This is a genomic window from Flavobacterium sp. SH_e, from assembly GCF_025717045.1.
Lineage (GTDB): Bacteria > Bacteroidota > Bacteroidia > Flavobacteriales > Flavobacteriaceae > Flavobacterium.
On the sequence record NZ_JAOVZN010000005.1, the window covers coordinates 322,500 to 335,578 of the forward strand.

The 13,079-nt window shown below is 32.6% G+C and carries 11 protein-coding genes; 3 read left to right on the top strand and 8 right to left on the bottom strand.

Translation table 11 applies throughout. The features are described 5' to 3' along the window. Positions 1-13: 13 nt before the first annotated feature. From OD917_RS09310 to OD917_RS09345, 8 genes are all read right to left on the bottom strand, one after another. Positions 14-592 (bottom strand): Crp/Fnr family transcriptional regulator, encoded by a 579-nt coding sequence (locus OD917_RS09310; RefSeq protein ID WP_263523264.1) that lies wholly within the window; start codon positions 590-592, stop codon positions 14-16. Positions 593-808: 216 nt separating this feature from the next. Continuing rightward, entirely contained in the window at positions 809-1,933 is a 1,125-nt protein-coding gene (locus OD917_RS09315) for an ABC transporter permease (RefSeq protein WP_263523265.1), read from the bottom strand. Next, positions 1,930-3,036, bottom strand: a complete 1,107-nt coding sequence (locus OD917_RS09320) for an ABC transporter permease (RefSeq protein ID WP_263523266.1) — start codon at positions 3,034-3,036, stop codon at positions 1,930-1,932. The genes OD917_RS09315 and OD917_RS09320 overlap by 4 nt, the downstream gene beginning before the upstream one ends. Before the next feature lies 1 nt (position 3,037). After that, the gene (locus OD917_RS09325) at positions 3,038-3,778 is read right to left on the bottom strand and encodes an ABC transporter ATP-binding protein (RefSeq protein ID WP_263523267.1); all 741 of its coding nucleotides are present in this window, start codon (positions 3,776-3,778) and stop codon (positions 3,038-3,040) included. Then, positions 3,756-4,718, bottom strand: coding sequence for an ABC transporter ATP-binding protein (locus OD917_RS09330; RefSeq protein ID WP_263523268.1), 963 nt, complete (start codon positions 4,716-4,718; stop codon positions 3,756-3,758). The genes OD917_RS09325 and OD917_RS09330 overlap by 23 nt, the downstream gene beginning before the upstream one ends. Before the next feature lie 8 nt (positions 4,719-4,726). Next, on the bottom strand, positions 4,727-5,629 hold the full coding sequence (locus tag OD917_RS09335) for an HlyD family secretion protein (protein ID WP_263523269.1): 903 nt from the start codon (positions 5,627-5,629) through the stop codon (positions 4,727-4,729). Between the two features lie 11 nt (positions 5,630-5,640). Beyond that, a complete protein-coding gene (locus tag OD917_RS09340; RefSeq protein ID WP_263523270.1) occupies positions 5,641-6,882 on the bottom strand; it encodes a TolC family protein in 1,242 nt (413 codons plus the stop codon). 34 nt (positions 6,883-6,916) lie between these two features. Then, positions 6,917-7,540 (bottom strand): TetR/AcrR family transcriptional regulator, encoded by a 624-nt coding sequence (locus tag OD917_RS09345; protein ID WP_263523271.1) that lies wholly within the window; start codon positions 7,538-7,540, stop codon positions 6,917-6,919. Positions 7,541-7,769: 229 nt separating this feature from the next. Between OD917_RS09345 and OD917_RS09350 the strand changes: the two genes are divergently transcribed. The 3 genes from OD917_RS09350 to OD917_RS09360 all read left to right on the top strand — a co-directional run bounded on the left by OD917_RS09350 (position 7,770) and on the right by OD917_RS09360 (position 12,929). Next, positions 7,770-10,229 (top strand): histidine kinase dimerization/phosphoacceptor domain -containing protein, encoded by a 2,460-nt coding sequence (locus tag OD917_RS09350; RefSeq protein WP_263523272.1) that lies wholly within the window; start codon positions 7,770-7,772, stop codon positions 10,227-10,229. A 6-nt stretch (positions 10,230-10,235) separates the two neighbouring features. Beyond that, positions 10,236-12,143, top strand: a complete 1,908-nt coding sequence (locus tag OD917_RS09355; RefSeq protein WP_263523273.1) for a sigma 54-interacting transcriptional regulator — start codon at positions 10,236-10,238, stop codon at positions 12,141-12,143. A gap of 219 nt (positions 12,144-12,362) precedes the next feature. Then, positions 12,363-12,929: a Crp/Fnr family transcriptional regulator gene (locus OD917_RS09360; protein ID WP_263523274.1), complete on the top strand. Its 567-nt coding sequence runs from the start codon at positions 12,363-12,365 to the stop codon at positions 12,927-12,929. Positions 12,930-13,079: the final 150 nt, after the last annotated feature.

Consider the following 13,079-nt stretch of genomic DNA (forward strand, 5'->3'; position numbering starts at 1 on the left):
GCCCCTTACGTTATTATTTTTTTGCCGTTTGTTTTCGAATACGGCTTAGTGTTTCTGGTGTCATGCCTAAATATGAGGCAATCATAGTCTGAGGAATTCGAGAAGCAAATCCTGGATATTTATTTACAAAGTTCAAATACTTTTCTTCTGCGGTTAAAGTTAATGAAGCTTGAATTCTATTTTGTGCGGCTATAAAACTTCTTTGCAAAATAGTATTAACCATATTATTGAAAGCTGGAATTTCTTTGCAAAGCAATTCAAAATTTTCATGGGTAAAAAGTACAAGCTCGGTATCTTCAATAGCATCGATATTAAAACGCGACGGCTGTTGCATCATCAAACTCTCGCGATCACCTGTCCACCAATTCTCAATACTGAAACTATTTACATGCTCACTTCCTTTTTCGTCAACAGTATAGGTGCGAACACAGCCTTGAGTGATAAAAGCATCATATTTCCAAACATCTCCTTCTTGAAGAAGATATTGTCTTTTACGAAGTTTTTTAATAATAGCAAATGATTGTATACGTTCTGATTCTGCTTGGGTCAGTTCCGTTTTTTCTTCGAGATACTTTTGGAATATTTCATACATAGAATGTAAAATTATACAAAAGGGATTTGATCGGCAAATAAATATTAAGTAGTACTCTACTAAAAAACATTAGAGTAGTTTGTGTTTAATTTCATTGTATTTATTGCGTCCAATAGGCAATATGTTAATCACTTCAATTTAAGATCCAAAAGTGATCAGGCAAGCAAATGATGCCAATAGAAATTAAGACATAATCATGATTTACATCAATTTGCCTCAACTTGTTTTTCGGTAATTATAAATTGCCATTGCATTCAGTATAATAGCAAATATAATCAGGTATATTAATTCTCTTCCAACTTCTCTAAGACCGCTTCCTTTTAAAACAATCAAACGCACAACTTTTATAAAGTGAGTAACTGGAGTAAATTCAGACATAACTCTTGCCCAATTCGGCATACTGTCTGTACTGGTAAAAAATCCGCTCATTAACATGAAAATCATCATAAAGAAAAAAGCAATAAACATGGCCTGCAATTGCGTATCGGCAAAAGTAGAAATCAGAAGTCCCATTCCTAATAAAGCAATAAGATAAATAGCAGCGAATAGATATAATACTAACAGACTCCCTTTCGGAAATATTCCATAAACAAGATACATCACCGTAAGTCCAATAGTAAACACAATCATTCCAACAATCCAAAACGGGATGAGTTTTCCTAAAATAAATTGCCATTTTTGAATAGGAGTTACATTGATCTGCTCAATTGTTCCTATTTCTTTTTCTCTTACGATATTGAGCGCGGTAATAAAACCGCCAATTAAGGTAAGCAACAATACTAAAATCCCTGGAACCATATAATATTTATATTCCGCTCTGGGATTGTACCAATTTGTACTGGACAATGAAATTAATGAAGGAGATATCGAAGCCGTTTGCTGTATTAATTTAGTTCTAATATCAAGATCTCGACTAAAATCTGCAATTACAACATTTAAATAAGCATTTCCAATATTTGATTTTGTTCCGTTTATGGCATCGGCAGCGATGTAAACTTTCTGACTTCCTTCTCTTACTAGATTTCGTTCAAATCCTGATGGAATTTCCAAGATTAAATCAGCTTCTCCACTTTCTATCAGTTTTAAAGCTTTTAAATATGAATCTGATTTTTCTATAATTTTAAAATAACCTGATGAACCAATTTTATTGATCAATTTATTGGAATAAGAGCTATGATCGTGATCAACATAAACAATATTCACATTTTTAACCTCAAAATTAGCAGCCAAGGGCAAAATAATCAACTGTATAATTGGCATTGCAAACATCATCGCCAAAATAGTTTTATCTCTAAATATCTGGCGAAACTCCTTTTGCAATATAAATCCAAGCACTTTCATGATAATCGAATTTTAAATTTTTTCAAAGCTATTGTCAATAGAAGCGCTGCCATTCCCGCAAGAACTAAAGTCTCTTTCCAAACAAATTCAAATCCTAAACCTTTAAGCATAACTGCTTTTACAATACTGTAATAATATCTTGAAGGAACAATATGTGATACAACACGAAATATCCAAGGCATATTTTCTAACGGAAACATAAAACCAGTTAATATTAAGGTAGGAAGCATCATTCCCATCATAGAGATCAACATTGCTGTCTGCTGAGAATCTGTAACATTTGAGATAAGCAAACCAAGCGAAAGACAGGTAATAATAAACAGAATACTTTCAGCAAAAAGCAGTAAAAAACTTCCTTTGATTTCTACATTGAGAAGATATACAGAAAGAAACATAATAAGCATAAAATTTATCAGCGAAAGCACCAAATATGGAATAGCTTTGGCAATTAAAACCATAATAGGTTGAAAAGGCGATACAAGAAGGATTTCCATTGTTCCTAATTCTTTTTCGCGCACAACAGAAACAGAAGTTAATGCTGTACTGACAATCATGAATATTAAAGCAATAACGCCTGGAATAAAATTGAGTGAGCCATTTTGCTCTTCGTTATAAAGCTGTCTTAATTCTGGAATTATCTGATATTTTAATTTGACCGTTGGATTTAACTGCTGCTGATAATCATTTACAATTGCATTTAAATAATTGGTTACTATTGTTGCTGTATTTGGATCAGAAGCGTCTGCAATTACCTGAATTTTTGCGCCACCAATACGCTGTAAATCGGAACCAAAATTAGCAGGAAAAATAACGGCACATTTTATAGTTCCAGACTTAAATCTATTTTCAATGTCATTATAATTTAGAATGGGAGCTTCTACATTAAAATAAGAACTCGATTGTATTTTTCGTATAATATTTTCTGTGTGAATGTCATGCGAATTGTCCTGCATCGCTATCCCAATGTTTTTGACTTCATTGCTGAGCGCAAAACCAAAAAGAACAATTTGCGCAACAGGAAGCCCAAAAAGAATCAGTAAAGTTCTCCTGTCTCTAAAAACGTGATAAAATTCTTTTCGAATAAAAGCAAGTAATCTTTTCATATTAATCTGCTGCTCTTTTAGCGTTTCGTGCCAGTTCATAAAAAACGTCGTCCATAGAATTTGTATTGAAGCGTTTTTTTAATTCTGCAGGCGAATCTATTGCTTCAACTCTTCCGTCAACCATAATACTTATTCGGTTGCAATACTCTGCCTCATCCATATAATGTGTTGTGACAAATACTGTAATTCCATTGGCCGCGGCCTCATAAATCATATCCCAAAACTGTCTTCGCGTTATGGGGTCAACTCCTCCCGTAGGTTCATCAAGAAAAACAATTTTGGGGCGATGAAAAACTGCTACTGAAAAAGCTAGTTTTTGCTTCCATCCCAAAGGCAAACCTCCAACCAGTTTTTTTGCTTCTTTTTCTAAACCAAGAGTTTTGACCAACTCGGCGCTTCGGTCTTTTATTTCAGAACGCGAAACACCATAAACACCACCATAAAATTCAATATTTTCCAGAATGGTCAAATTATCATACAAAGAAAATTTTTGGCTCATATAGCCAATATTCTTCTTAATCTTTTCTTGCTGCTTGTAGACATCAAAGCCTGCAACGGTAGCTTCACCAGAAGTAGGAAAAGAAAGTCCGCAAAGAATTCTCATCGCTGTAGTTTTTCCGGCTCCATTAGCACCAAGAAATCCAAATATTTCCCCTTCGTTGACTTCAAAACTGATTTTGTCAACCGCTTTGAAATCACCAAACTGTTTGGTTAAATCTTTACAAACTATAGCTTTTTCCATCTTCTATTTCTTTTGATTCTGCTAAATCATTTTGCTCGCGCATTAACCTAATAAAACTATCTTCAATAGTTGGTTCTATCTTTTTTATTTCAAGATTCTCAGGATTGTATTTTTGTGCTATAGTTCGAACTTTTTCTTCATTAGAATCTTCCGATACAAGCGTTACGTGAATAAACTCTCCAAAAGCATCAGAGCTTTCGATTTCCTTATCAGTTCTTAAATCTTTTAGCAGTTTGTAAATATTTTTGGCTTTTACAGCAAATAAAACTTTGGGAAACTTTTTAATAATACTTTGCGGTTCATCAATACTCATTATTTTTCCGCTTTGAATAAGTGCAATTCGGTCACATAACTTTGCTTCGTCCATATAAGGAGTAGAAACCACTATCGTAATTTGCTGTTCTTTTAATTTTGCTAACATTTCCCAAAATTCACTTCTAGAAACTACATCAACGCCAGTTGTTGGTTCATCTAAAAATAGTACATCAGGTTTATGGATTAGAGCACAGCAAAGTGCCAATTTTTGTTTCATTCCACCCGAAAGTTTCCCTGCTCGTCTGTCATTAAAAGGTTTTATCTGATCGTAGATATCTTTAATCAAGTCGTAATTTTCTTCAATAGTAGTTCCAAAAATAGTAGCAAAAAAATTTAGGTTTTCCTTTACTGTCAAATCCTGATATAACGAAAATTTACCAGGCATATATCCTACTTTATTTCTAATTTCCTGAAACTCTTTTACAACATCATGCCCTTCAACTGTTGCTATACCATTGTCGGCGAGTAATAATGTCGTCAAAATGCGAAAAATTGAAGTTTTTCCAGCTCCATCCGGACCAATCAATCCAAAAAGTTCTCCTTTCTTCACTTCAAAAGACACGTCATCTACTGCCGTAAAATCTCCGTACTTTTTGGTTATATTTTTAAGAGTTACTGCTGGCATATTGCATTTTATTTAGACCAAAGAACTTCTCCGTACATACCTATTTTAAGATAGCCGTCATTTTTGACTCTGATTTTTAAAGCATATACTAAATTGGCTCTTTCATCTTTGGTTGGAATCGTCTTTGGAGAAAACTCTGATTTATCTGAAATCCAATTAATTGTACCTTGATATTCTTTATATTTTTCCTTCCCTTCATCAATTCTAACTTTTACCTGCTGCCCCATTTTAATCTGAGACAATTGCGTTCCTGTAATGTAGGCTCTAAGATCTAATATTTCGAGATTAGCAATTTTATATAGTGGTTTCCCAACCATTGCCATTTCATATCGTTCAGCATATTTAGCCAATACAGTTCCTTTTACTGGATTTACAATAACACTTTTACTCAATTGATCATCAATTCCTTTTAATTGAACACCAACTGTATTTCCTTGCTCTGTCAAATTTTCGTTTGTAATATCCAGAGAACTCTTCTGTGCACTTATCTGAGCTTGTAAAGTGGCAACTTTAGCATTGGCGTCATCAAGCATTTTTTGAGAAGCTATACCGCCTTTTACCAGACGATCTGTTCTGTTACGGTCAAGAACTGCATTTGCAAGTTGTTTTTTTAAGCTTTCCGTTTGAATATCTTCTTGAGGTCTTCCGCTAAGAATTGCTTTTTTGTTTTGTGATAATTGCATTTTATTGATATACAATTGTGTGCTGTCAATATATCCAACTTTTTGTCCCGCTTCTAACAGCTGGCCTTCTTCCACATTCAATTTTAAAATCTGTCCATTTGTTTCTGCTGAAAGAATAGTTTCTACAGCTTCAAAAGATCCCGAAGCATCGAAGTCATTTTCGTTATTATTGCAAGAAAACAAGCAAAAAGCAGGCAGTAAAAGACATAGTAGCTTTATTTTTTTCATAATTATAGAGATTAATTACCTTTGATTGTTTGATACTCATAAATACTCATAAGCAGCTGAATTTCATGCAGAGCCTTATCTGCTCTTGCATTTCCTTCTTTTTCTGTAGCATTTAATAAATCTATTAATGGTCCAGCACCATTGTCATATTTCAACTGATAGCCTTCGCGAATAGTCTGGCGAAGTTTTACAATAGCATCATCATCCTTAAGAATTGCATTCTGTCTTTCGATATCTGCCTTTTTCTGATTCATTTGAAACTTTGTATTGAATAAAAATGTTTCTTCCTGAACATCAATTTTATTTAATTCCTGCTTTGTCAATTCTTTTTCATTCGAATTTTTATACAAACCTTTAGTATCCCAAGCAAGACTTAAACCTGCTACTCCAACTGTTGATATTTTATTAGCTCCTAAATTTATTCCTGGAGCTAGTAATACGCCAGCGCCAAGAAGCCCAACTTTTGGCATCAGACTTACTTTTTGCATATCAGACTGCGCTGTTATCATATTGCGTTGCATTTCAAATCGCTGTATTTCTGGGCGTTTTATTACTGTGTCGAGGTCAATAGCATTTAAAGGTTTTTCTAGTTTAATCTGGCTAATGTCCTTTCCTATAAGATACGAAAGCATGGTTTGATAACCACTTTTAGTGTATTGAAAATCTTTCTTTTGTCTATTGAGATTTAACTGTTCGACCTTCATTTCATCGACATCCGTTTTATAGTTAAGTCCATTTTCGTGAAGTTTATTGACTTTATCTATATTATTGGAAAGAATCTTATTCTGAATTTCCAGCTGTTTTAACTGCTCATCAATTAATAATATTCCAAAATAAAGCTGATTAACTCTTGATCTTAAATCATAAAGCGAAACTTCTACTGAAGCTTTATCGACATTAGAAGATGCTTCGATAATTTTCTTTTGCGTTTTGGTTGCTCCGCCATCCCAAATGGTCTGATTTACTTGAGCTAAACCAATAAATTTGAATTTACTGTCGTCTCCAGATCCCATGCTAGGAAAATCTCCAAAAACATAACCTTCAATAGCCGTCACGCTTAACTGAGGCAAATAAGCCTTATTTGCATTACTTATGGTATATTCTTTACTTTTTTCAATCAATTCGTATTGTTTAATCAAAGGATAATTATCAACAGCAAGTTTCTGACTTTGTTCAATCGTCAGATCCTGAGCTTTTGCTGTGCTAATCATTACCAATAAAAACAGGTATTTTAGTAAATGTGATCTTCTCATATTTAATAAATAAAATTACTTTCTATTAAAGCATTTAGATTGAAGCAAACATCATCTTAATCCAAATTGGAATTTTCTTTTTACGTTCTTCCATTAAAGCATTAAATTCATCGATTTCTAAATTTCTGCTTCCTCTTATAATTGGTTTTGCAATAAATGGAAAAACAATCATCCCCAAAAGATTCATTAAAAAATGAAGTGGATTTGGTTCTGATATTTCCTTTTTCTCCACCCCTTCTTGAAATTGCTTCATGAAAACCGAATTATTCACTAGTTCTTTTACTGGCAATTTCTTCAAAAGCGATTCTGGATTATTACGTATTTCAGTTACAATGAATGTTGGTATTTCGGGTTCTTTTATGATAAAATCAATATATCGCGAAACGATTAATTCTACTTTTTCTTCTAATGAGGTTTTGTCATCATTAAAAACATTGGCAATGCTCTTTACAAAAACAGTTAAAGTTTCTGCCATTATGATTTCAAAAAGTTTAGCCTTACTTCTAAAATAATAATTAAGCAAAGCCAAATTTAAATCGGCCTCTTCCGCAATATCACGCGTGCGAGTAGCTGCAAACCCTTTTTTATAAAAAACAGTTTTCGCCGCTGTTTTTATTTTTTCTTCTGTCGTAATATCTTTCTTTTTCGGTTCTAACACAGTTATTTTTTTTATTTCCTACAAATATAAAAATATAATCACGAATTAAACAAAATATTTAATCAAATGATTAAATATTTTGTTTAATCTATTTTTAATAGTCTTTAAATACATTATAGTAATCAAATACTTTATTGTATTTTTGACAATAAGCTATATATCAAACCATTATCGTTTAATCAAAAACTTAAAAGTGAAATATCATATTAATTAACAAATCACCAATATTGTGAATTATACGCTTTTTCAACCGTTTTACACCAAATACATAATACGCAAAAAGACCTTTTTACTCTTACTATTTTGTAGCTTAAACTTCTATGCGCAGTATAATAAAAGTGGTTATACTGATATTGCTAAACAAAGGCTATTAATTCATATTACTTCAGATTACCTCCATACAATTAGTCAGGGACAAATTGACAAAGACAGCGCCGTTAGAGCTTCATGCCGACTTTATAATTTAAGTATTCTAATTCCCAATAATGAAAGTTATAGTGATGGAACAAGTATTCCTGCAATTAAACTTCTTGAACAAGATAAAGTAAATCAAGCCAAAAACTTACTTCCAAAACTAAAAGGAGAAAACCATTTTTTAACGCTTCTAGAACTGAGCAATTATTTCATTTTTAAATCTGGCGCGCAAAAAAAAGACCTTGACGAAGCAGAAAAATATCTAGAAGAAATTTTACAGCAGAAAAAATGGGATAAATGGAAAATTGGAGCCTTGATGTTAAAAGCCAATTTGCTCAATCAAAGAGGGAATTCAGACGCAAGTCAAAAATTATATACAGAAATTGAAAAACAGTGCAAACAATCTGGAAATAATTTGGATCAGGCCAGAGCACTTTTAGAAGCTGGAAAAACTTTACAATATGGCGATCCAGAGAGACTGATTTATTTTCAAAAAGCTCTTTCTATATTTCAGAATCTGAAGGAAAAAGAAAAGGAAATCGAAACCTTGTCTCAAATCAACATCGAATATTTTATCGCCAGACGTTATGATGACTCGCAAAAATTGATTTATAAAATATTACAACTTCAAAAAGAAATAAAATACTATCACAATCAATATGCTTTTGATGTGCTCTCCTATTTATCATATCGAAAAGGAGATTTGGTTAAAGCATTGTATTATTCCAACAAAAGCATTGAAAGCATGCATTCCAAAGAAGATTCTATTTTCAAAGGTTTGTTTTTCTTGAGAAGAGGGCAGCTATATCAGCACAACGGAAAGAGTCAAGAAGCACTATTCTGGTACACTAAAGCTTCGGAAAATAAAACCCAAGAAACTAAACTTTATTGGTACAAAGCATTTCTTTCTAAAGCTTGGGTTCTCAACAAACTCCATCGAAGTAATGAAGCCCTGACTCTACTCAAAAAAACAGAAAGTGAATTCCCTCCTATTACTGATTTTGAGAAAATGCACTTTGCCTTCATACTGGGAGAAACCTACGCAAGTTTAAAAAAGATGGACTTAGCAGAAAAAAACTATTCTATTTTTCAAAATATAGCCAAAAATTATCCACTTGAATTTGTACACGACGAATTTCCCGCTGCCTTTTTTCAGATCTCTTCTTTTTATCAACAGATAGGTAAAACGGATAAGGCCAGACAGCTGTTAAAAAATGGAGTCTCACATACTTTTGAAATAGGTGTAGCAGAAAAAAGCGAGTATTACTACAATCTTTTTAGAATTGATTCTACCGAAAGAAAATATAATGATGCCATTAAAAATCTGCTTTTAAGCCAGAAATATAAAGACTCCTCTTTTAATGACGAACAGAAAAAAAAGTTTGCTGAATTATTAATTAAATATGAGACCGACAAAAAAGACAAAAACATTAAATTACTACACACTCAAAATCAGTTGCAGCTTGTTCAATCTCGGGAAACTGAAAGAGAAAAAAACATTCTTTTAATTGGTGCTTTGTTATTAATTGTAATTGTGTGTTTGTTGCTTTACAGCTATATAATCAAACAAAAAATCAATCGCAAACTCAAAGCTAATCAATTTGAATTAGATCAAAAAAACACCTTTTTAGAAAACCTAAATAATGAACAGCAAAAATTACTGAAAGAAAAAGAATGGCTTATTAAAGAAGTGCATCATCGAGTAAAAAATAATTTGCAGATGGTTACAAGTCTTCTTAACTCACAATCTGCTTATCTCAAAGATAGCGATGCTAAAATGGCTGTAAAAGACAGTCTACGCCGAATGCAAGCCGTATCAATGATTCACCAGAAATTGTATCATGACGACAACATTTCGGCTATTGCAATGCCACAATATATCGATGAGCTGGTGCATTATTTACATGAGAGTTTTGATAGCGAAAATCAGATTGTTTTCAAAAAGAATATCGAAGCAATCAATCTTCATGTTTCGCAAGCAATTCCGCTAGGGTTGATCATTACCGAAAGTGTTGTAAATGCAATAAAATATGCCTTTTTAGAAAAACAAAACGGAGTTATAGAAATCAGCCTTTATCATGAAGACAAAGAAAATATTGTCCTTAAAATAGCTGACAACGGAATAGGTTTACCCGATTTTACTAATAAAACCGACACTAATTCTCTGGGGCTTAACCTTATAAAAGGGCTTTCAAAACAATTAAAAGGCAGTTTTAGCATCGAAAATAATAACGGCGTTAATATAATAATTAAATTTATATATCTAAATAATTGATTTACAATGAGCAGTAAAGTTTTAATTGTAGAAGATGAATTTATAGTCGCAAATGATTTACAGCTAATACTAAAACAAGCCGGTTATATTATGACCGGAATTGCTGTTTCGGCTGAGGAAGCGAAAGAACATATCGCAAAAAACAAACCTGATCTTGTATTATTGGATATTTATTTGGAAGGAAAACAATCAGGAATTGATCTGGCAAAAAAACTAAAAACTGAAAATATTGCTTTTGTTTATTTATCTGCCAATTCCAATCAAACTATACTCGAAGAAGCAAAGAAAACTGATCCTTACGGTTTTCTTGTAAAACCATTTCGAGAAAAAGATTTGCTTATCACTTTAGAAATTGCATCGTACAGACATAAAAACAGCATAGAATCTCGTTCGAAACAAGAAAAGCTTTTACAAGAAAAGCTAAATTCAATAAACCGTCAGACACTTCAATATGAAGATTATTTAAGCGAAGCTGCTCGTTTATTACAAACTTTTATTCCTTTCGATCTTATTGTATTCGAGATAAAACAATCAGATCAAAAAAAATGCACGGCTTACTTGCGCATAGGTTTTGACGAATATCAATACATTGGCGAAAGAGAATTAGAAAATATTACAAATTCAAAAAGCAATACTTTTACCGAAATTAATTATCTGGAAAATGAGGCGGTTATTTACGAAACTGAGGTTTTCAATTCGAATTTGTCTTTTATAAAAAATCATTTTAGAGCAGCATCTTTTCTCATATTTCCTTTTCCATTAAATGATAAAATAAACATCCAATTTATATGCTGCAGCCAAAAGAAAAAAATCTATTCGCAATATCATATTGAATTATTGGCTAATGCAAAAAAGAGTTTTCACGACCTCATGAATCAGGTTACAAATCAGCAGAAATCGTTAAAAGAAAACACGAAAGATAGCCATAAAGAATCTGTTACTCATCGCTTTAATGATATTATTGGAAAACATCCTCTTTTATTGGATGCTCTTGATCTTATCACACAAGTTGCTCCTTACAACACATCGGTTCTGATACTTGGAGAAAGCGGAACAGGAAAAGAAAAAGCGGCTCAATCTATTCACAATTTTTCCATTCGGAAAGATGGTCCGTTTATAAAAGTGAACTGTGCTGCGATATCGCCAACTTTAATAGAATCTGAATTATTCGGTTACGAAAAAGGTGCATTTACAGGCGCAATTGAAAGCAAAAAAGGAAAATTTGAACTAGCTGATGGGGGAACTATTTTTTTGGATGAAATTGGTGAATTATCTAATGAAATGCAGATTAGATTATTACGCGTTTTACAGGAAAAAGAAATTGATTCTGTTGGGGGAAATACAGCCCGAAAAGTTGACATACGAATTGTAGCCGCAACAAACCGAAATCTCGAAAAAGAAGTTTCTCAAGGCAATTTTAGAATGGATCTTTACTACAGATTAAATGTGTTTCCTGTAACCATGCCTGCTTTACGAGAACGCAAAACCGACATTCCAGAATTAGCACATTATTTTGCAGAGAAATTCTCAAGAGAATTCAGCAAAAAATTTAGCAGCATAAGTTCTAAAATGATGCAGCAAATGAATGAATATAACTGGCCGGGAAATATTCGTGAATTGGAAAACTTTATCGAAAGAGCTGTCATACTTAATAACGGAAAATCAGAATTAGATCTTAATCTGAATTTTTCTCCTCGTTCAGAATCGTTTCATACAGAAAATGTCCAGAATTTAGAAGATGTAAAAAGTGCACAACAGCAAATAGAACGCGATTACATCATTTCAATTTTAAAGAAAGTAAAAGGCAGAATACGCGGAACATCTGGTGCAGCTTCAATACTAAATATAAAACCTACGACTTTAGAGTCTAAAATGAGTAAACTGGCTATTAAAAAAGACGATTACTCAGAATAGAAATTACTCCATTTTTTTCGGAACTAATTTATGTTTCTCCGAAATCTTCGTAGAAATACAAAACTCTGATTTTCTAACATTTAAATAATAAAAACTAAATCAACAGTAACAATAGTCTTTGACGTTTTATTATTGCCATTATTTCTATTTTATAAAATTATTGGCATATTCTTAGTCATTTTCCGTAGCATATTCATGTCTAAAAAAGATGTATTGTCTATGGATCAGCTGCGAAATCATATTGAAGAAATTACTCCTGTAAGCGATGAAGAATTTGCGTATATCAAAACTTTCTTTACCAAAAAGAAAATAAAAAAACACCAGTACTTAATTCAGAGCGGAGACAAAGTGCAATGCGAATATTGGATTATAAAAGGTACACTAAGAGCATTTTACATTAATAAAGATGGCAAGGAGCATATTCTTCAGTTTGCCATAAAAAATTGGTGGATTTCTGACTATAACGCGTATTTCAATCAAACAGAATCTACTATAAATATTGTCTGCATGGAAGATGCCGAAATATTGTGCTTGACACTTTATGCGCGAGAAAAACTTGCTTCTGAACTTCATAAAATGGAGCATTTTTTTAGAATGAAATTAACCCTTCTCTACTCTTCTCAGCAAAAAAGAATTATCTCTTTATTATCAGACAATCCGAAAGAGCGTTATGAAAAATTTGCGAGTTACTATCCAAGCATCTTGCAGAAAATACCCAAAAAATATATCGCAGAATATCTTGGCGTTTGTCGGGAAACGCTAAGCAGGCTATATCTCAATAACTAATAAAACATAACCAATGGTTTCAACCATTGGTACGCAACACTAATCACCTCTCTTTTGCGTTCCCAAGGTTGAAACCTTGGGCTATGTTGAATAAAATTGTCAAGAAGTTAATCAATTTCACAATTCACAATTCACAATTCATAATTCATA

Coding starts and splice junctions, on each gene's coding strand:
- OD917_RS09310 (WP_263523264.1), bottom strand. CDS start 592: ATGTATGAAATATTCCAAAAGTATCTCGAAGAAAAAACGGAACTGACC.
- OD917_RS09315 (WP_263523265.1), bottom strand. CDS start 1,933: ATGAAAGTGCTTGGATTTATATTGCAAAAGGAGTTTCGCCAGATATTT.
- OD917_RS09320 (WP_263523266.1), bottom strand. CDS start 3,036: ATGAAAAGATTACTTGCTTTTATTCGAAAAGAATTTTATCACGTTTTT.
- OD917_RS09325 (WP_263523267.1), bottom strand. CDS start 3,778: ATGGAAAAAGCTATAGTTTGTAAAGATTTAACCAAACAGTTTGGTGAT.
- OD917_RS09330 (WP_263523268.1), bottom strand. CDS start 4,718: ATGCCAGCAGTAACTCTTAAAAATATAACCAAAAAGTACGGAGATTTT.
- OD917_RS09335 (WP_263523269.1), bottom strand. CDS start 5,629: ATGAAAAAAATAAAGCTACTATGTCTTTTACTGCCTGCTTTTTGCTTG.
- OD917_RS09340 (WP_263523270.1), bottom strand. CDS start 6,882: ATGAGAAGATCACATTTACTAAAATACCTGTTTTTATTGGTAATGATT.
- OD917_RS09355 (WP_263523273.1), top strand. CDS start 10,236: ATGAGCAGTAAAGTTTTAATTGTAGAAGATGAATTTATAGTCGCAAAT.
- OD917_RS09360 (WP_263523274.1), top strand. CDS start 12,363: ATGGATCAGCTGCGAAATCATATTGAAGAAATTACTCCTGTAAGCGAT.